Genomic DNA, 19,577 nt, shown 5'->3' on the forward strand with positions numbered 1-19,577 from the left:
CGTCCTCCTTTAAGCCTGAAATTATGTCAAATAGATTTGTGGAATGGCCTCGACTAATTTCTTAGTGTAGTCTGCCCGTTTGGAAACATCTGTATTCGCTGAATCAAAAATTTCAACCAACTTTCCGTGATACATGACCGCAATTCGATCACAGAAATATTCGATAACATTCAAATCATGTGAAATAAACAGGTAAGTTAACTGATATTTTTTCTTCAAGTCATTAAGCAAATTCAAAATCGCTGCCTGAATGGATACGTCTAACGAAGAAACTCCCTCGTCAATCACTAACAATTTAGGCCTTAAGACAATTGCTGAGGCAATCGCAATTCTTTGGTGTTGCCCACCACTTAATTGATGTGGATAACTATTAAAATAGGCTTCATCTAATTCCACATCAGTCAAAGCCTCTAGCACCATTTGCTTGCGTTCCGCTTTACTGCCAATTTTATGAATATTTAAAGGCTCCATAATACTCCAACCAACCGTTTTTTTAGGGTCAAGCGTACTATAAGGATCCTGAAAAACCATCTGCATTTCCTGATAAAGAGCGCGTCGCTCCTGTTGGGACATTGTTAGTAAATCATGGCCTTCAAACAAAATTTCGCCTGCCTCTGGCTTGACTAGGCCCATGATTGAATTGGCCACAGTTGATTTACCCGAGCCAGACTCGCCGACTAAGCCAAAACTTTCGCTACTTGCGATACTCAAAGAAAAATCATCAACAGCAGGTGGTGTGTTGTCAAAACGCCGCCTTAATAAGAAAGATGATTCATTAAAAGTCTTTGTCATGTGCTTAATTTCTAGTATGTGAGTCATTTAATCAACTCCCTTACTTCAGGAAACATGGCAGCCACTTCTGCTTGGTTAGCTGGCGTCGTTTGAATGTATGGCCATCTCCCCAATTGACGCTCTTCAATAGCGGGGACTCTAAAGGGAATGCTATAAAGTTTCTTGCCCTTGTTCATTAAACTTGGAATGGCACTTAGCAAGCCCTTTGTATAATTATGTTGGGGATTTTCAATCACTTCATGTGTAGGACCCGTTTCAACAATCCGTCCAGCATACATCACATAAACTCGGTCGGTCATGCTACTAATGACACCCCAATCATGCGAAATCAACATCAAAGCATTCCCTTTTTGGCGGGTCAAGCGATTCAATATATCTAATATCTGCTTTTGAATGGTCGCATCGAGTGCCGTCGTTGGTTCGTCTGCGATGATTAAGCCAGGATTGGTAATAATCGCCATACTAATCACGATTCTTTGTCTCATCCCACCGGATAATTCATAGGGATAAGAGTGGTAAATACGCATCGGATTTTCAAAGCCCATTTGCTTAAATAAATCTACAATTATTTGAAGACGCTCTTTGGCCTTCAATTGCGTGTGAAGAATCAGGACTTCCTCAACCTGCTTTCCGATTTTCAATACCGGATTCAGTGAAGATAATGGGTCTTGAAAAATCATAGAAATCTCTCCGCCACGAATTTTCCGGATTGCATCCGGTTCGTCATAGGCGATGTCTTTTCCTTTATAGCTTATTTCCTTGTAAGAAGTTCTGGTGTTTTTCGGTAAGATACCCAAAATCGTTTTAGCAGTCAAACTTTTCCCACTGCCCGATTCACCAACAATCCCAATTACTTCATTGGAAGCTATATGAAGTGAGAGATTTTCAATCGCCGGATACTCTTGATTGTGGATTAGAAAATTGACATTTAAATCGTCTATCTTCAATACCGTATCCATCTAATCCCTCCTCTTATCTTGCATTTTTCGAATACCATCGCCTAATAAGTTAAAACCAAACACAAGTAAAGTAATCGAAATACCGACTGATATAATGTACCAAGGTGCATTGATTAAATAAGGCTTGGCTTCACTTAACATCCGGCCCCAACTAGGATCTGGCGGCTGAACACCTAGGCCAAGAAAACTCAAGCCGGCTTCAGACAAAACAATTGTCGAAAAGGATAAAGATGTAATGACAATAATTTGCGTCGTAATATTGGGCAAAATATGATGCCTAATAATATGCCAATGGCTCGCACCGTTGATTTTACTAGATTTAACAAAATCAAATTCCTTCACTTGAAGAAAACCACTTCTAACAATCCGAGCAAAACTTGGAATCCTTGGAATCCCCAAAGCCAGAATGGTGTTGGTTAAGCTAGGGTCAAAAATCGAGACGAGCATGATAGCAAAAAGAATACCGGGAATCGCTAGCATGGCATCCATTACACGCATTAACAGTTCATCGACCCAACCACCACAATAACCGGCCAAACTACCGACAAGCAAACCGCCAATTAAGCCAATCGCAATCGAACTAATCCCGACTTGGAAGACGGTTTGTGTGCCTTGCATCATTCTAGACAATATATCACGACCAAAATTATCTGTTCCGAACAAATATTTAGCAGACGGGGGGTGAAGTCGGTCGGCTGTAATCATCTCATTTGGATTGTGTGGCGTATAGAAGAAACTGATAAGCATCATTAATATCAAAATCGAGACAATCGTCGCCCCAATTATTAAGTTATAGTTATGTTGTTTGCGCTTCATGTTATTTCCCTCCTGACTTAATTCGAGGATCAATAACTTGATAAAGCATGTCCACCGCAAAATTTGCCAGTACAATGATAATGGATAAAAATAAGACGAGTGATTGAATCAATGGAAAATCTCGTGATTGGACAGAGGAATTTAATAAAGAACCAATGCCCGGTAAGGCGAAAACATTCTCGACGATAATACTGCCACCCAAGGTATCAGCAACCATTAAACCAAAGACTGTAATAACTGGTAAAGAGGCATTCTTCAGCACATGCCCATACATGACACGGTTATCCGATGCACCTTTGACTACGGCTGTTGTCACATAATCTTTATTCAGTTGATCAGCTACCGAGTTAGATAAGTAGCGGATTACCACAGCAATATTCGAGATAGCAATAGAAACAGAAGGTAAAAACATCGATTTTAGATGTTCTACCAGTCCTTCACTTAAATCTTTATAACCAAAGGTTGGAAACCAACCTAAATTTACAGCAAAAACTAAAATTAAAACAAACGCTAACCAAAATGACGGGATTGAAATACCAAGTTGACTTATTGTATTTGCTATCGTCGAGACAGCTCTTCCCTCATACCTCGAAATGAAGATCCCAATTGGAATCGCAATGATGACTGTAATAATCAGTGAGTACAGCGTCAAGGATAATGTAACAGGAAGCCGATCGGCAATAATCTGCGCGACCGGCTCTCTGTAACGATATGAAGTACCTAAATCTCCTCGGAAAATACCACTTATCCAGTCAAAGTGTCTTGTGTGTAAGGGTTGATTGACCCCTAATTGCTCTTCAAGAACTCTTATTTGTTGTATATCGGCATCGGGTCCTAAAATTGCGGTAGCAGGATTACCTGGTAGAACATTAAAGATTAAAAAGATAATCAATGACACCAACAATAAGGTAAACAATGTCGTCACCAACTTATGTAAAAAACGATGCATGGTGTTTTCCTTTCTAAGTTTATAATTAAACCTTTAACAATCTATTCAACAATTCTTAAATCTTCTAAGTTATATTTTTGAGCTGGGAATAAACCTAAGCCTTCTAAATCGCCTTGCATAGCAGTGATACGATTTGGGTCAAATAAGAAGACTGATGAAGCATCTTCAGTTAAAATTGTTTGAGCTTCTTTATAGTAAGTCATTCTGGCTTCTTCATCTAACTCTTGGATGGCATTGTCGATGGCTGTATTGTAAGCTTCATTGTTATAGTTTACAAAGTTACGGTTGTAGCCTTCTCTAAAACGAATTAATACATCGTAAGGATCAATTTTTCCTGTTAAACCAATCAGTGTCGCTTCGTGATCAAAGTCTGTATATACTTCTTCTAACCAAGTACTCCACTCAATCGGTTGAATTTCCATTGTTACTCCAACTTGAGATAATTGGCTCGCCATCACTTGAGCTGTATCCACATAGAATTGAGCATGACTCGGAACCTTGATTGTAAAGGTTAAATCTTCTTCTCCAGCTTCTGCTAGTAATTCTTTCGCTTTTTCAGGATCATAAGCATACACATCTTCTAAACCTTCTTGATAGTAATACTCCATTGCAGGCGAGAACATAGAACCTAACTCAACCCCATTACCTTGGAAAACTACATCAATTAATTCTTGCTTATTAATCGCAAAATTAATCGCTTGTCGAACTTTAATATCTTGGAAAGGTTCGTGAGTATGGTTCAAACCAAAAATAACAACCATATTTTGTGGCCCTTCAACATAATTCATCGTGTCGCCTAATTGGGCTTTACCTTCAATACTTGTTCCAGCGATGTCGATTTCGCCAGTTTGAAGTGCTAATGTTATGGTGGCAGGATCTTGCATTAAAATCCATTCAACACCGGCAATTTCAGCCACTTTGTCTCCCAGGTAATAGTCATCGTTACGTTCCATAACTAAACTTTCCCCTTGGTTCCACTCAACAAACTTAAAGGGTCCAGCACCGATTGGCATTGACGCTTGATCTTCATAGTCTGCCGGCATTACAGGCATTAAGGTTCTTGCTAAGAAACCTGAGCCAATTGAACTTAAGATAATTTCAACTGTAAACTCATCAACCGCAGTGATACTTTCAACAACTTCCCATTTAGAACTTGTTGCTTCCTCTCCATCTAATCCTGCTAAAGAAGCATATGACCAAATAACATCATCAGCCGTTACAGTGTCTCCATTATGGAATGTTGCATCTTCCACTAACTTAAACGTATAAGTTAAGTTATCTTCAGAAACTTCCCAACTCTCAGCTAAATTAGGAATAATTGTCCCTGCTTCATCGAAATCAATTAAACCATCATGCATATTAGATAACATTGAGCCTGTGTCCGTTCCTGAAGATTGCTTAGGATCTAAACTATCAATTTCTGAAACCATTGCGAATTTTACCACTCTATCGGATTGAGCATTGACTTGTGTCAAACTTCCCGTTGCACCGAACAATAACATGGCACTTGTTACAGCAGCGAATGCTTTAACCAAAGGTTTTTTCAACATTAAGATTCTCCTTCTATACTTTAACTATTTTCACCAACACCATTAGTCTAACATTGGAATGTAAACTCACTGTCTTTTCCATGTAAATATTATGTTAACAAGAAACCACTAGCTAAAAGATATATATATTAATTTTTATAGTAGCATAGATAAAATATTTCAAGCTAGTCACTGGCAATCTCCCCTTTAATTCACCTTCTTTCGCAATTCTTTCATCTTAAGCAAATCAATGTACAAATTGTTTTATCAGTATGTTGATACACTTATTCATCTAAGCGTCTAAGCAATATCCAATGGGACAAAAGAAACCTTTCAATAAAACAACATCCAATCATTCACAATTACCCACACTATATTGACCACATAATATAACAATCAACACACTTTACATCCGAAATCTTTTTATTTTTTCTGAGAAAATCCTGTAACACCGCCTCAAGCTTATCTTCACCAGGACTTCTCAAAAACAAAGCGAGCAATGCCCACTCTAGGCTAGATTAGCCCATTCGTTTTCTCGAAAAAACACCACCTTCTCATACTTCAGGAATAGGCTCGAGAATTAGGTACAAGTCAAATTGTTATCTCATTCACAATCGCTCCCTAATCTGGTATACTAACTGTAAAGATACCTACTTCAATCTGAGCAAAGGAGGTGAATGTAAGCATGAAAAAAGCCACTCGAGAAGCAGCCATTGGCTGGACGGAACAAGATGATATCGAATTAAGCGATGAAGCCTTGGCACACGAAAACCTCACGACATCAACTTATGTTGGCTGTTGTGATACAAATTTTCACGTGATAGAATCCGAAGAAGTCTTCCAACAGTTTTTATCTGCCTTACATGAGCCAAAGAACAAATAGAAAACTGCCGCATTTACTTTCTCAATCGATCCAGCAATAAATTAATAGTGATCACATGAACTTCTTTAGAAAAAACCGAAAGGAAATTTAAGATGGTACAATCAATTCTTACAATTTGTCAGTATGATACAGTTATTTCGCCGGGAGCTTATTTTCATTTAAAAACTGACTGGTTTGAAAGTGACCAGGAAATTCAAACGGTCATTATCGATCAAAGTCATGTCTTTACGAAAATGTTGTCAATTTATCCAAAGAATTTTGTCATGTATTTGGAGCAAGATGCTAATGGGAGTTTGTATCGGACAAATTATCCATTGCTCCGTCAAGAAGATCATGATTATTTCGAGGTGGATTGGGGCAAAGATTTACATTAAGAATCAAGCATTAAACTGTGACTATTACTTCTTGAGTAAAGTCACAGTTTTTTTGTATGCACCATTCAAAAACAAGTGACAGGTAGGATGGATGAAGCCCTTTCAAATGTGTTCTGTCAGCTTTTCGATTATAATAGAAGAAACATGAACAGAAAGGATGATTTAATGACATATTTTACATTAAATGATGGGAACCGACTCCCAGTTATTGGTTTGGGAACGGTAAAAATCCAAGGGGCAACAGGTGTCAATAGCATTCTAACAGCCCTTGATGCAGGTTACCGACTTATTGATACTTCTACTAACTATCATAATGAAGGGATGGTCGGCGAAGCGATTCGTCGTTCACACATACCTCGCCAACACATACAAGTGACCTCAAAATTACCAGGTTCAGCGCATGAATATGATGCTGCCATTAAATTATTACAAGAGTCGCTTTACCGAACGGGTTTAGACTATTTTGATAATTACTTAATCCACTGGCCATTACCTAAACAGAATCTCTATGTTGAGGCTTGGCGTGCATTAATCGATGCTCAAAAATTCGGTCTAGTACGTTCTATCGGTGTCTCAAACTTTACAGCCGAACACTTACAAAGAATCATTGACGAGACTGGTGTCGTTCCAGCCATAAATCAGATTGAACGTCATCCTTATTTCAATAACTTGGACAGCGTGCGAGCCAATCAAAGCCATGGGATTTTAACCCAAGCCTGGAGTCCTTTTGGCCGAGATAGCTTAAATGTATTGGGGGATCCACTCATTTTAGAATTAGCTGAAAAGTATCAAAAAAATCCTGGTCAAATTGTCATCCGTTGGAATTTACAAGACAATGTGCAAGCCATCGTTAAATCAGCTTCGGCCAAAAATCAAGCAGCTAATTTGGACGTATTAGATTTTGAATTATCCACAGAGGATATGGATCGTATCAATCAATTGGACCGTGGTGAGCCAGGACGAATTGAAGGTCAAAATCCTGACGAATACGAAGAGTTCGACTAAGCAATTGTTTTCACACAGAGAGTGAGGAGTCCTATTTTGGAAAAATATTTTGAAAAAGAATTTGTTGTTTTAGATGAGCATAGTGCAGCGGCAGTCGGGTCTGGTGGTTTGAAAGTCTTTGGAACACCGGCAATGATTGCTTTCATGGAAAATGTTGCCTTGACAGCTTCCGAGCCTGAATGCGACAGCGGCGATACGACTGTTGGCATTGAGATTAATGTCCGCCATTTGGCGCCGTCTGCGATTGGACGCAAAATTCAAGTTCGAGCAAGCCTTGTTGAACGTCGCAAGCAAATTTTGTCTTTTAAAATCGAAGCTTATGATTCGAATAAATTAATTGGCGAGGCAACCCACAAACGTGCCATTGTCAATATCGATTCGTTTATGAAGACTATTTAAGGTCAACACTTTAGGAGGTGCACCGATGAGACGGTTACGCTTTGTCCCCTGGTTGTTGTCGCTTGTTTTTCTACTCTTGTTATTGCCAGTTGTCCAGTCGAGCTTCGCACAAGAAGATACCGAGAAAGAAAGTCAAACAAGCGAGTCCTTAAGCGAAAAGACCCTTGAGGCTGCTCAACTTTTAATTGGAAACTTTCCTCAACAAAGCGCCCTGTCCATCGACCTCTCATACTTGTCTCCTTTTGACACTGAACGTATTACAGTCATTGAGCACGGCTATCTTCCGAGCGAGAAGGGGCCGGCTGCTTATTGGTTAATTGAACTTGAGAATATTAGCCAGTCTTATCTTAAACCGATGACTGTCTTAAATTATTTGAACATTCGCCAGGAAACTGAAGATGGCATCCGTTCATTTGTTGAAATGCGTTCGGAATTAATAACGATGCCTAATGCCCAATGGGCACCCGCAGTTGATAGCCAGAGTCTTATGATGGCTCCCGGTGCCGTTTGGCAAATTCGCCTGTTAACACCGACGGTGGACCCTTTTAGCCAATATGCCCTCGTCAATGCTTTAATGGCTGAAGATATTAATGTCGGTTTGCCGACGACTTCTGATGCAGAACGGATCATTCACTTAGTGATGGCTGACCCTAATTTTTCGCCTGAAGACTATGATAGCCTGGTCGAAACCTTAAAAAATGACAGCCTGGCTTTAAAGCAGAAGGTACTCGAAGAACACTTGATTGCGTTTGAAGAAACAGCGAGCCAGCCACTTGAAAAAGCGACACTTGACCAAGCCATCACTGAACAATTGACGTTAATCGAACATGGCGTTGAAGAAATTACTGAACCCGTTCAAACTAGGGCCTACTGGATTTTTGAGTGGATAAGCCAGCCGGAGGACGTCAATCAAGACCAAAATGATGGCGAAAGTTCGACGACAAACGAGTCAGCTAACTATCAGTATATTGCTGAAGATTTATGGCCATTCAAAGGCATTCAAGAGCTAGCTGGGATGTCATCTTACGACATTCCGTTAGACATCACTCTAGTAGAACCAACTGCCAGCGGCTTTTATATGCCTTTAACTCAACCCCATTATCAAGCTGCCGCCCAAGGAAAGCAGCAAATGTTTTTCAAACTCTCTTTCCCCATAAGCAGCCCTCTTTATGAACATTACTTAGATTATAACGGCGAACGTTTCGATATAATCGGTGATTGGGGTGCCGGTAGTTTCAATTAAGCAGCGAGTCCCACACAGCACACTAACCAGGCAAAAAGCCAAATAAATGAGGCGATTGATAACCAGTCACGACTTTTCATCTAACCTAAGTCTGCAGGCAGCAATTGCCTCTTTATTATTGAACCCAGCTAGTCAGTCAGAGCCACCACCAAAAGAGCTACTGAAAAACTGCGTTCAAACCAACGCTCGCTATAATCTCATGACCTATCCCGCTTAGTCTCCCTAGTCAAACACATCCTGAAGACAGTGACGAGCTCGAAGAAGACCACTCACACTTAATCACATCCTTGTTTGATTATTACCTGGACTGTCTAGGAACCAAACTCAACAGCCACAAAGATTAACCAACGGGGACAAAAGGCACCACCTCTAGACAAGCCAAAAACACCACTCTCAAGCGCTTCCTAATGTCGCCCAAGAGTGGTGTATTCAGTGAGTCTTCAAGAAATAAATTTGCTTAAAGATTATCAATTGCTGGCATTAGTCCTGCTTTAACTGCCGAGTCGCTTCATAAAAAGGCAATAATTTTTCAAAGCCAGCCAATAACTCCTCTACTAAAGCTTGTGCCGATCCAAAGCTTTCGATCGCTGGTATATCATATTTGACCAACACTTTCCGAACCTCTCCCGACGCCAAACCCTTCGCAAGCACTTCTCGCGAAGCTAGCGTCAGTGGAAAATAGTTACTCTCACCCTTGACTTGCGCCCAATAATACAGCGAGCCGTCAGTCACATCGACCTTCAACACTTGATTTTGACGCAATAGAGTGTCAGGCTGACTGCCTCTTTCAATAAAACTTAATTCACAGGAAATTCCTAATACGCCGTCAATTGTCTTCAGACGAATCGCAAAAGTCGGATCCAAGCGCGTATCACCCTCTACAAAGAAATAGCACCAAAAATGCGGACGCCCAACTTGTGCTTGATTCATCCAAGCACTCACTTTATCTGCTTGAAAATTCTCCGTTCGACCAAGTAGAGCCGTCACTAATCCTTGAAACGTCTTACGTGCCACTTGCCCCGCTTTTTTAAAATCTTCCATCTCCTCAGCTCTTTCACTAGCTTTGGCTGGTGAAATATATTTGACTTTCTCATAAGCCATGAAGTCACCTAAAGCTGTTAAATCAATCGTCATTCGCCCAACTCCTTTGTTATTCATTACCATTAAAGCCTATCATAGATTAATCGCTTCAAACAGCACTTTAGAACTAGCAGTTCAAATATTTTCTAAAACAAAAAACAGCTATCTACATAACGTAAATAGCTGCCAGCCTGTTGGCTTAACCCATATCCTTAATCTTCATCAAACGAGAAGTTGTCGCACGTGCGCTTTCTTCCAGTTTCATACGAATGTAGTAAATGGTTTCTTCTAAATCAGGAATCGTACGGTATTCTAAAGCATTAACACGGCGACGTGTTCGCTCAATTTCAACCGCCATAAGTTGACAAGTTTTCTCAAGTTCTGCGAATTCTAACAACTTAGGCATGATCTCGATTAACTCTTCAAAAGCAATATCTAGTTCTGCATTCGAATTTAAATAGCCGTACTCAAGTTCCACTTTTCCTTGAGAAGTCGCTTCATTGTAATTAAAATGCATCTTTGGTACGCGAACACTTAGAATGTTTTTACGGTCAATATCCAACGACACACTTTGAGCTGGAATTGCCATAATCTCTTCTATAAATTTATCGTCTACCAAGGATTTCGCAATTGAAAATTGTTGCATCGCATGGCCTAACTGACCAATCACATCTGCACGCAAAGCATTAGTCTGTTTCACTTTTAGTACGAATTCTTTCATTAAACCATCTTGTTTATCTTTCAGTAGCTTGTGACCACGAGTTGATAATTTTAGACGCGCTTTTAGACGCGCTAATTCCATACGTGTTGGTTTAACATTTAGAACTGCCATTATTGTTCACCTGTTTCAGGATAATATTTATCAAGCATTTCCGTACGAATACGTGTTAACTCCGTTCTTGGTAAGATTTTCAGAAGTTCCCAACCTAATTCGATTGTTTCGTCAATTGTACGGTTGGTTCTAAACCCTTGGTTGACGTAACGTTTTTCAAATTGGTTTGTAAACTCAAGATACAACTTATCGACATCCGTCAGGGCAGCATCCCCTAAAACGGCAGATAATTCTTTTGCTTCTTTCCCTTGGGCATAAGCATAGAACATCTGGTTCATCGTAGCCGCATGATCCTCACGTGTTTTCCCTTCGCCAATTCCGTTATCTTTCAAACGTGATAGAGACGGCAAAACATCAATTGGAGGTTGAATCCCTTGGTTATGTAATTCACGAGACAATAGAATTTGTCCTTCCGTAATATAACCCGTTAAGTCAGGGATTGGATGCGTGATATCATCCTCTGGCATTGCCAGAATTGGAATTTGTGTAATCGAACCTTCTACGCCACGCATTCTTCCTGCACGCTCATAGATAGTTGATAGGTTCGTATATAGGTAACCTGGATAACCACGACGACCTGGAATCTCACGACGAGCAGCAGATACTTCACGTAACGCATTCGCATAGTTCGTCATATCCGTCATAATAACTAACACGTGCATACCTTTTTCGAAAGCCAGATATTCAGCTGCCGTTAAAGCGATTTTTGGTGTAGCAATACGCTCAATCGCAGGATCATTAGCTAAGTTGATAAAGACAACGGAACGATCGATCGCACCGGTTTCTGTAAAGTCTTTGATGAAGTATTGGGCATCATCAAACGTAATCCCAATCGCAGCAAAGACTACCGCAAATTTATCATCTGAATTTAAAACAGCTGCTTGACGAGCAATTTGAGCGGCCAATTGTTGGTGAGGTAAACCTGAACCAGAGAAAACTGGTAGTTTTTGCCCACGAACCAACGTGTTTAAATGGTCAATTGTTGAAATTCCTGTTTGGATAAACTCATCTGGATACTCACGCGCAATTGGGTTAATTGCCATTCCGTTGATATCTAGAGAAGCTTCAGGAATCAAGTCTGGACCACCATCATTGACACGGCCCATTCCATCAAAACGACGGCCGATCATATCTTCGGAAACATCTAAAGTTAAAGGATGTCCCACGAAACGCGCTTTCGTATCGCGTGTCACAATACCGCTTGATCCTTCAAACAATTGAACAATTGCGGTATCACCTGTTACCTCTAATACTTGTCCACGACGATGTTCACCGGTTTGCAGCTCAATATCCACTAATTCATCAAACTTAACGCCTTCAACGCCTGTAACGGTCATTAGAGGATCTACAATTTCGGTTACTGTTGTATATTCTTTACGCATTATTTATAGACCTCCTTCTCGAGTACATGTTGAATCGTACTATCTACTGATTGACGAATTTCAGTAAATGTTTCTGGTGAATCTTCTGGAACATACTTCATACGTCCAATTTGTTCACGCACAACTGCTGTTCCTTTGACAATATCATCAAAGTAAGCCCCTAGTTTCATCGCTTCAAGTGATTTCGACTCAAAGGCATGAATGATGTCTAACATGACATGTTGTTTCTTCAATGATGTATACGTATCAACATCATCGTAAGCGTTTTGTTGTAAGTAACTTTCACGGATCATACTACTAATTAATAAAGTTAAACGGTCAGTTTCAGGTAATGATTCTACCCCTACTAAACGAACAATCTCTTGTAATTCTGCTTCTTCTTGTAATAAATTACGCGTATGATTGACCATTGAAGCCCAATCAACACCTAATTGTTTTCCGACGTAATCATTTAATATATCTGAATCTAATGAATATGAACTTAACCAGTTAATGGCTGGGAAGTGACGTCTTTGAGAAAGCGAACTATCTAGTCCCCAGTAAACCTTTACAACACTTAATGTGTTTTGAGTAACTGGTTCAGAAGTATCCCCACCTGGAGGTGAAACAGCTCCGATCGCCGTTACTGAACCTTCACGCTCAGCGCCATCATTACCTAAGGTAATGACACGACCTGCACGCTCATAGTAGTCAGCCAAACGACTTCCTAAATAAGCAGGATAACCTTCATCCCCTGGCATTTCTTCTAAACGACCAGAAATTTCACGTAAAGCCTCTGCCCAACGTGATGTTGAGTCAGCCATGATTGCGACAGAATACCCCATATCACGGAAATACTCAGCAATTGCAATTCCTGTATAGATTGACGCCTCACGCGCCGCAACAGGCATGTTTGATGTATTCGCAATCAGAATTGTACGGTCCATGATTGAATTACCTGTGTTCGGGTCGATCAATTTCGGGAACTCATCGATAACTTCCGTCATCTCGTTACCACGCTCACCACACCCTACATAAACCACTAAGTCAACGTTCGCCCATTTAGCAATCTGATGCTGAACAACTGTCTTACCAGCCCCAAAAGGTCCCGGAACAGCAGCTGCACCACCTTTCGCCACTGGGAACATTGTATCAATAACACGTTGTCCAGTTAGCAATACTTCTTCAGTCGCTAATTTGCGTTTATACGGACGACCTTTACGAACTGGCCAGCGTTGAATCATATCAAAACTACGCTCACCTTTGTCTGTATCTAAAGAATAAATTGTATCCGTTACTTTGTAAGTACCACTTGCGATACTCTTAACTACACCACTTACACCAGGTGGTACCATAATACGGTGCTCAATTACTGGAGTTTCTTGTATTGTTCCAATCACATCGCCTGCTTCAACTGTTTCACCAATTGTCGCTACGGCTGTGAATTCCCACTCTTTATCGCGATCTAATGGTTCAACAACCACACCACGTTCTAAATAGTTTCCACCTGTTTTTTCTAAGAAACCATCGAGTGGCCGTTGAATTCCATCAAACATATTGGCTACCATCCCCGGTCCTAATTCAACCGATAAAGGCTCACCGGTAATGACAACTGGTTCCCCAGGTCCTACCATAGACGTTTCTTCATAAACTTGGAGGCTGGCTTTATCCCCACGTATTTGAATAATTTCGGCAATCAGCCCGAGATCGCCGACACGGCAAATATCACGAACTGCCGCATCTTCCATGCCATTAGCAATGACGAGCGGACCAGCCACACTTATAATCGTTCCATTTTTCAATCGTTTACCTCCTACATTATCTTAATGCCCACTGCTCGTTCAACGTTATTAGCGAAGCGTTCTTCGCCGAAGTTGTTCGTTCCCATTCGGTTAGGAATCAGGATAACAGCAGGTGTCACAAGTTCATCATAGCGTTCGAGAGTCTCTGGAATTTGGACGCCTAATTGTTCGGTCAGGAAAATAATGCCATAATCTTCTTTGGCTAATTTATCCACTATTTGTCTGGCTTCTCCTGCTTCACTTGCAAAAAACACGTCAAAACCAATCATTTTGAAGGCTAAAACTGAATCCTTGTCCCCAACAACAGCAATTTTATGAGACATAATTTAGTCGCATCCTTCCTTTAATTTCCTCTGTATCGATATGATTTTCTTTCGCCGATAATACTAAACGCAAATTACGCGCTTGAGTTTCTTTCGCATAGATGAATGACAGCATTGGTAAGGGACCAAAAGACTTTAATTTTGCCTCTTGCATCTTACGCATCATGGCATTATCTGTATAATAATCAAATTTAATCGATGAAATACCAATGCCTGCAGTAATCAAGGATTCATTTAACACGTCCTTGTATTGCGTTTCTGACAATGACTGAATCAATGTTCTTGCATCGCTCACACCTAATTTTATCAACTTCTCAATTTCAAAAGAACCCGCATCGGATAAAATGGAACGTAAGAAGTTGGTGGTGCGATTTTGATATTTGGCTCGAATTAATGTCGAAATATTTTTAAAATCAATCTGCATATCGACAATATTAATAATCTCTGGGTCACCAATTTCAAGTGCCAACTGTTTCAAATGTTCGAAGTAGTGCCGATCAATCAACACTTCCACTTGATGCACATTATTAAATTCACTGTAATCTAACTTCGCTGAATTAATCGTATCTAAGTAAGTTTGCGGCAAGGTATCCGACTTACCAAGTGAAACTGACTGACGCAATTCCGTTAACTCATAACGCCCAATATCAAAATAGAGCTCTGAGAAGTCTTGGTCAGAAATCAACTCTTTAATTAAAACCTTGATATTCTGGTACGTATACTTTAAAGTCATTAATTCAACAATTTTTGGATGTGGAGATAGTTGGAATAATCGACGATAGGTCTCTTCCAACTCTTCTGTAATCATCTCATCATAATTATGAGTACGTAATACTTCCTCAACATTATCACGATATGTCGTTTCTCTTAAAATACTTACAGCCTCTTCAAAAGAATCAGCAGCCAATAGTCGATCATACATCGATTGATTCAGAAGGTCATTTTCTAAGACACGAATCGTCACGTTCATTGAACCAAATTCGTTATCAAACATTTTACCCCTCCTTACTGGTTAAACAGTTTTGAAATTTCAACTGTCAGTCTTGTTTTGGCATCTTTGATTAAAGTGTCACTCAAGAAATTATATTGAATGCCCGCTTTCTCAAGAATGAAACCGCCTTTATTAGCAATGGTTTCATCAGATAACTGAATATTTACCGCTTCAACGTCGACTGTTTCAAGCCACACTTGATCAAGTAAATCCTGTGAATGTTCGCCCAGTTTTAATGTTAAGTCGCCTTGTCCTTTAAACTGTGACAGAATATCTGTCACAAATGCTTTAAACGCTTCAGATGAGAGATTATTTAATTGGTCTTCTGCTAAGCTAAAGACTTTATTTAGTAACGTTTGCTTTTCACGCAACAATAGGTCACGGTGAGCAATTGTTTGAGATTGATTTGTAATTTGATAACGCGTATTAAGACGCTCATCCACTTTGGCTTTTTCAGCTACTAAATCAGCTTGTAAAACCTGTTGCTTATCAGCAAGTGCTTGTTTAGCTTCAGCTCGTTTCGTTTCAACATTTTCTTGAAAGGCAAGCGTTTCTTTTTTTACTACTTGTTCCACTAATTCATTGATTTTCGCCATTTCATGCCTCCTTTATTCAATTTCACTAGTTATAAAATAGGCAGAAACCTTATAGTACAATCATTAATAATGATGCGACGAAACCTAAGATGGCATAAGTCTCAACCATCGCTGAGTAAACAATCCCTTGTGTCGCATTTTCAGGACGTTGCGCTAAAATTTGCATACCCGCAATTGATGCTTTCGCTTGATAGGGTGCTGAGGTGTAGCTTGCGATTGCTACTGGTAAACTTGCCATCAATAAATACCAACCGTCACCAGCGGCCATGCCAGTTTCTAATTGTAATAAAATTAATAAACCGATAACGAAACCATATAAACCTTGAGTCGCTGGCAGTAATTGCAAGATAAGCGCTTGACCGAATAATTCTGGTTTTTCACGCGTTAAAGCCGCTGCAGCTTCCCCGGCGTTACCAACTGCGATAGCAGATCCTGTACCCGCTAAGAAAATTGCGATTCCTACTCCAAGTGCTCCTAAAACCATGCCACTTTCGGGTCCAAAAAGATATTGAATACTAAATTCCATTATTTATTCCTCCATTATTTTGCGTAAGTATTTTTTCATATTTTGTTAAAAAAATTATTTGGTCCAAATGTATTTCTCTAAAGTTTTTAATGGCTTAAATTCTTTACCGCCACCATCAAAGAACTTACCGAAAAACTCTACATATTCTAAACGCATCGTATGTACATAGGCGCCTAAATAAGTGATGAAAACATTTAAAGAATGTAATAAAACGAACAAAACAACACCAATGGTAAAGCGAGCGAATGGGGGTAATAAACTTAAAATCAAGTTAAATGCCATTCCGATGTTCGCTCCTGCAACCGCTAACGCAGTTAAACGAGTATAACTTACTAAGTCTCCGACGATACCTGCAATGTCCATAATACCGAAGGCAGCTTGGCCTAAACCAGCGAGTTTATTTTTATTCGAAAGAATTTTCACTAAAAACATTCCCAAAATATTGCCTAGAATCAAGACTAGACCGGCGGTATTTAACCAACTCAAATTAAAGAAGGCCATGTTCAAACCAAGTATGGAAACACCAAGTAAAATTAATGCCCATTGCATGCCGTCTAAATAAGCTGAGACATAATCCTTTTCTTTAAGTGCGAGATAAATCTTGATGCCATATCCCAGTAGCATATGAATAATTCCTAATGCAACAGAGATTGCCATGACAGTAATCACATTGTCTGTCAGATTCATTACTCTAAAAGGCAAATCCAAGCCCATAAAACTACCGAAAATCAAGCCGAAAGCCATTGTTCCATAAGATAGTTGATTGAACATACGTAAGGATGAACTCATCCCTTTAGATAATTCGAAATGCTTCAAAGCATACCAAGTCCCTAGCCATAGCAATAAGCCGTAACCTAAATCGGCACTCATCATTCCAAAAAAAGCGATATGAAATGGATAGTACCAAGGGGTTGGATCAAAGCCACCATACTTTGGTAAACCAAATTGGGACGTAATTGTCTCAAAGGGCTTGACTAGTTTTGAATTTTCTAAAACAGTCGGGACATGCTCTATCTCTTCCACTTCCACATCGTGTTGGAAGAAGGAAATTGCGCGATTATCACACGTTTGACTAATATGTTCGATATGGCTCTCAATTTTATCCGCTTGTGTCCAACCACTGATGACAAACACCAATTCGTGGTTAAGCATCAACTCTTTTGCTTTTTCACGTTCACGTTTGTTATAGAAATATTCTTCAGCTAAACGTAAATGATCTCTTGTGTCTCGATAATGTTTTAAATTATCCTTTTCTTGTGCGATTTGTTCGATTATTTGTTTTTGTTTTGCTAAATTAGCTTTCAATTCATCTTTGGGCAACTTTGCGCGTTGATAATTTAGTGGCTGGAAGCCATATTGTTGCAGTAGCTCACGGCTTTCTTCCACCTCATCTGCACGCGTTACCACTAAAAAGCCCCACGTGTCACGTGATTGATAAATATCTTCTGCATAAGACGCTTCTAATTCATTCATGTGATCTTCAAATAACTGAGCTCTCTCATTTTCGACTGTACCTACTTGAATATTAAAATGAGTGAGAGCTTTTGTTTCAGTAGGCATAAATTCTAAATTTTGCCACTGTCTGAAGTACTCTTCTTCCTTTTTAAGTTCCTTCAAAGTCTCATCTAAACGCAGTAATGTTTGTTCCATATAATCCACGCGTTGCAATAGCGTTTGATAATCTTTCTGTGCTACTTCAATTTCAAGATCAGCTAAAGAATAAACAGGTCGTTTTTCCTTTAGTGATTTAAGAAAGGACGCATTCGGTACGTACTGATCAAGAAAAGAAATCGCGTAACGAATATCTTGCAAAGTTTGAGTCAATTGACCGATAGTCTCTTTACTTTCTTCGAAATGCAAACTTTCCAACAGTGACTCTTCTTGTTCTAGTACTTTCATTAAAGAAATTACTTCTATATTATGCATTTCTTGCATGGCAAGTAAGACGTTCTCTTTTTCCGCTTGCTCAGCTAAGAGTGTCAGTTTCTTCATTCTGGCGATACCCATATTGATTCAGTACCTCCTTCAATATTCTGTCAACAATTTGATCCTTATGTTGGTCAAATTGTGCTTCTAAAGCCGCTTTCTTTTGCGAGAACTCTTGCGTCAACTGCTCTTCTTCTAACGCTAATCGAGCCTCAAGTTCCGAAGTTTTCATCTCAGTATAATCATTCAAATCTGCTTGGTAAACTCTCTGTAATTCATCGATTTCTTTGCGAAGATTATTCTCAATGAACTGAATGGTTTCTTCAAATTCACGACGACTATATTCAATTTGAACTTCAATATCTTTAATATAGTCAATAACTTTTATCGACATACTGTTCCTCTCTCCCTACATTTTTTTCGTACATCAATCAGAAAAAATTATTATGTACGATGTTGTACTAACTGTTGAATGAACAGTCTGTGCATTAGCCATATAATAGTGTTTTCACTTATGCTGAAAAAATAAATTAATTTGCATTGAATATAACTGAATGTTTTTTCATATAGTGTACATCAAATGATACTAAGCATTTAATAGCCATGAAGCACTGTCTTATATAGTTATGTTGACATCCCTCCATTTAACAGCCTCAATGATTGGTTGCACAAGAACATGTAAAAGTAAATGATGAATCCACTCTTAAGTTCTCTTATCGAAAATGAATACGAAAAAAGCGCACTTCGTAAACGAAGTGCGCTCCATGCACTACGCAACAAAAAATACTGTTCTCCTCACCCCTTGAAGAACTAATCCTTGAAGCATAATGCCCAACCATTCATTATTTTATTCTATTATAAAATTACCGTGTGAACTGTCAAGTTATTTCTAACACGACACGCTAATTATACCACACATCGGCGAGAATAAATAATATATTTTACTTCTGTCACATCGGTTAGTTATATATCTGGTTTAATTAAATTCGTCATAAAGTGCGTCGGAGAGGTCAAATAATAGCACTTCATAACCATAAGCAGCAAAGATCTCTGCCATCGAATATCCCATCGTTCCAGCTCCAGCAATACCAATACGTTTAATTTGAGTAATATCTTTCATTTCAGGCTCTTTTTCTCCAAACTAATAAAATCTTGTCCTTAGATACAAGAACAAGGTTTCACTTCCTACAC

Annotated in this window: 21 protein-coding genes and 1 other annotated feature; of the genes, 5 read left to right on the plus strand and 16 right to left on the minus strand. The window is 39.4% G+C overall.

Annotated features, from left to right (window positions below; translation table 11 throughout):
* Positions 1 to 21: 21 nt before the first annotated feature.
* The 5 genes from ACTQ5J_RS09965 to ACTQ5J_RS09985 are packed head-to-tail and all read right to left on the minus strand — an operon-like array spanning position 22 to position 5,066.
* Complete coding sequence (locus tag ACTQ5J_RS09965; RefSeq protein WP_441752623.1) at positions 22 to 819, minus strand: ABC transporter ATP-binding protein; 798 nt, start codon at positions 817 to 819, stop codon at positions 22 to 24.
* Complete coding sequence (locus ACTQ5J_RS09970) at positions 816 to 1,751, minus strand: ABC transporter ATP-binding protein (protein WP_441752624.1); 936 nt, start codon at positions 1,749 to 1,751, stop codon at positions 816 to 818. Before ACTQ5J_RS09970 ends, ACTQ5J_RS09965 begins: the two co-directional genes overlap by 4 nt.
* Positions 1,752 to 2,567 carry an ABC transporter permease gene (locus ACTQ5J_RS09975; protein ID WP_441752625.1) on the minus strand — a complete coding sequence of 272 codons (816 nt, stop codon included), beginning with the start codon at positions 2,565 to 2,567 and terminating at the stop codon, positions 1,752 to 1,754. It lies immediately after the preceding gene.
* 1 nt (position 2,568) lies between these two features.
* A complete protein-coding gene (locus tag ACTQ5J_RS09980) occupies positions 2,569 to 3,516 on the minus strand; it encodes an ABC transporter permease (RefSeq protein ID WP_441752626.1) in 948 nt (315 codons plus the stop codon).
* Between the two features lie 41 nt (positions 3,517 to 3,557).
* Positions 3,558 to 5,066, minus strand: coding sequence for an ABC transporter substrate-binding protein (locus ACTQ5J_RS09985; RefSeq protein ID WP_441752627.1), 1,509 nt, complete (start codon positions 5,064 to 5,066; stop codon positions 3,558 to 3,560).
* A gap of 664 nt (positions 5,067 to 5,730) precedes the next feature.
* Between ACTQ5J_RS09985 and ACTQ5J_RS09990 the strand changes: the two genes are divergently transcribed.
* The 5 genes from ACTQ5J_RS09990 to ACTQ5J_RS10010 all read left to right on the plus strand — a co-directional run bounded on the left by ACTQ5J_RS09990 (position 5,731) and on the right by ACTQ5J_RS10010 (position 8,949).
* Positions 5,731 to 5,928 (plus strand): hypothetical protein, encoded by a 198-nt coding sequence (locus tag ACTQ5J_RS09990; RefSeq protein ID WP_441752628.1) that lies wholly within the window; start codon positions 5,731 to 5,733, stop codon positions 5,926 to 5,928.
* A 92-nt stretch (positions 5,929 to 6,020) separates the two neighbouring features.
* Positions 6,021 to 6,302: a hypothetical protein gene (locus tag ACTQ5J_RS09995; RefSeq protein ID WP_441752629.1), complete on the plus strand. Its 282-nt coding sequence runs from the start codon at positions 6,021 to 6,023 to the stop codon at positions 6,300 to 6,302.
* A 165-nt stretch (positions 6,303 to 6,467) separates the two neighbouring features.
* Entirely contained in the window at positions 6,468 to 7,307 is an 840-nt protein-coding gene (locus ACTQ5J_RS10000; RefSeq protein ID WP_441752630.1) for an aldo/keto reductase, read from the plus strand.
* 36 nt (positions 7,308 to 7,343) lie between these two features.
* Positions 7,344 to 7,706 (plus strand): thioesterase family protein, encoded by a 363-nt coding sequence (locus tag ACTQ5J_RS10005; protein ID WP_441752631.1) that lies wholly within the window; start codon positions 7,344 to 7,346, stop codon positions 7,704 to 7,706.
* A gap of 25 nt (positions 7,707 to 7,731) precedes the next feature.
* Positions 7,732 to 8,949, plus strand: a complete 1,218-nt coding sequence (locus ACTQ5J_RS10010) for a hypothetical protein (RefSeq protein WP_441752632.1) — start codon at positions 7,732 to 7,734, stop codon at positions 8,947 to 8,949.
* 480 nt (positions 8,950 to 9,429) lie between these two features.
* On the opposite strand, the gene ACTQ5J_RS10015 is transcribed toward ACTQ5J_RS10010, so the two are convergent.
* The 11 genes from ACTQ5J_RS10015 to ACTQ5J_RS10065 all read right to left on the minus strand — a co-directional run bounded on the left by ACTQ5J_RS10015 (position 9,430) and on the right by ACTQ5J_RS10065 (position 19,506).
* A complete protein-coding gene (locus ACTQ5J_RS10015; RefSeq protein ID WP_441752633.1) occupies positions 9,430 to 10,083 on the minus strand; it encodes an HI_0552 family protein in 654 nt (217 codons plus the stop codon).
* Between the two features lie 145 nt (positions 10,084 to 10,228).
* Positions 10,229 to 10,861, minus strand: a complete 633-nt coding sequence (locus ACTQ5J_RS10020) for a V-type ATP synthase subunit D (RefSeq protein ID WP_441752634.1) — start codon at positions 10,859 to 10,861, stop codon at positions 10,229 to 10,231.
* Positions 10,861 to 12,243, minus strand: a complete 1,383-nt coding sequence (locus ACTQ5J_RS10025) for a V-type ATP synthase subunit B (protein ID WP_441752635.1) — start codon at positions 12,241 to 12,243, stop codon at positions 10,861 to 10,863. The genes ACTQ5J_RS10020 and ACTQ5J_RS10025 overlap by 1 nt, the downstream gene beginning before the upstream one ends.
* Positions 12,243 to 14,024, minus strand: a complete 1,782-nt coding sequence (locus tag ACTQ5J_RS10030; protein ID WP_441752636.1) for a V-type ATP synthase subunit A — start codon at positions 14,022 to 14,024, stop codon at positions 12,243 to 12,245. The genes ACTQ5J_RS10025 and ACTQ5J_RS10030 overlap by 1 nt, the downstream gene beginning before the upstream one ends.
* Before the next feature lie 11 nt (positions 14,025 to 14,035).
* The gene (locus ACTQ5J_RS10035; protein ID WP_441752637.1) at positions 14,036 to 14,347 is read right to left on the minus strand and encodes a V-type ATP synthase subunit F; all 312 of its coding nucleotides are present in this window, start codon (positions 14,345 to 14,347) and stop codon (positions 14,036 to 14,038) included.
* Positions 14,337 to 15,341 carry a V-type ATPase subunit gene (locus tag ACTQ5J_RS10040; RefSeq protein WP_441752638.1) on the minus strand — a complete coding sequence of 335 codons (1,005 nt, stop codon included), beginning with the start codon at positions 15,339 to 15,341 and terminating at the stop codon, positions 14,337 to 14,339. Before ACTQ5J_RS10040 ends, ACTQ5J_RS10035 begins: the two co-directional genes overlap by 11 nt.
* Before the next feature lie 11 nt (positions 15,342 to 15,352).
* On the minus strand, positions 15,353 to 15,934 hold the full coding sequence (locus ACTQ5J_RS10045; RefSeq protein WP_441752639.1) for a V-type ATP synthase subunit E: 582 nt from the start codon (positions 15,932 to 15,934) through the stop codon (positions 15,353 to 15,355).
* Positions 15,935 to 15,983: 49 nt separating this feature from the next.
* Positions 15,984 to 16,460 (minus strand): V-type ATP synthase subunit K, encoded by a 477-nt coding sequence (locus tag ACTQ5J_RS10050; protein WP_441752640.1) that lies wholly within the window; start codon positions 16,458 to 16,460, stop codon positions 15,984 to 15,986.
* Between the two features lie 54 nt (positions 16,461 to 16,514).
* Positions 16,515 to 18,452 (minus strand): V-type ATP synthase subunit I, encoded by a 1,938-nt coding sequence (locus ACTQ5J_RS10055; protein WP_441752641.1) that lies wholly within the window; start codon positions 18,450 to 18,452, stop codon positions 16,515 to 16,517.
* Positions 18,427 to 18,780 (minus strand): hypothetical protein, encoded by a 354-nt coding sequence (locus ACTQ5J_RS10060; protein WP_441752642.1) that lies wholly within the window; start codon positions 18,778 to 18,780, stop codon positions 18,427 to 18,429. Before ACTQ5J_RS10060 ends, ACTQ5J_RS10055 begins: the two co-directional genes overlap by 26 nt.
* A 395-nt stretch (positions 18,781 to 19,175) precedes the next feature.
* Positions 19,176 to 19,223, minus strand: a sequence feature (sodium ion sensor (DUF1646 type); this cis-regulatory element may regulate processes involved in with the transportation of sodium ions).
* A gap of 139 nt (positions 19,224 to 19,362) precedes the next feature.
* The gene (locus ACTQ5J_RS10065) at positions 19,363 to 19,506 is read right to left on the minus strand and encodes a 3-hydroxyacyl-CoA dehydrogenase NAD-binding domain-containing protein (RefSeq protein WP_441752643.1); all 144 of its coding nucleotides are present in this window, start codon (positions 19,504 to 19,506) and stop codon (positions 19,363 to 19,365) included.
* Positions 19,507 to 19,577 lie beyond the last annotated feature (71 nt).

The organism is Fundicoccus sp. Sow4_F4 (assembly GCF_052116145.1).
Lineage (GTDB): Bacteria > Bacillota > Bacilli > Lactobacillales > Aerococcaceae > Fundicoccus.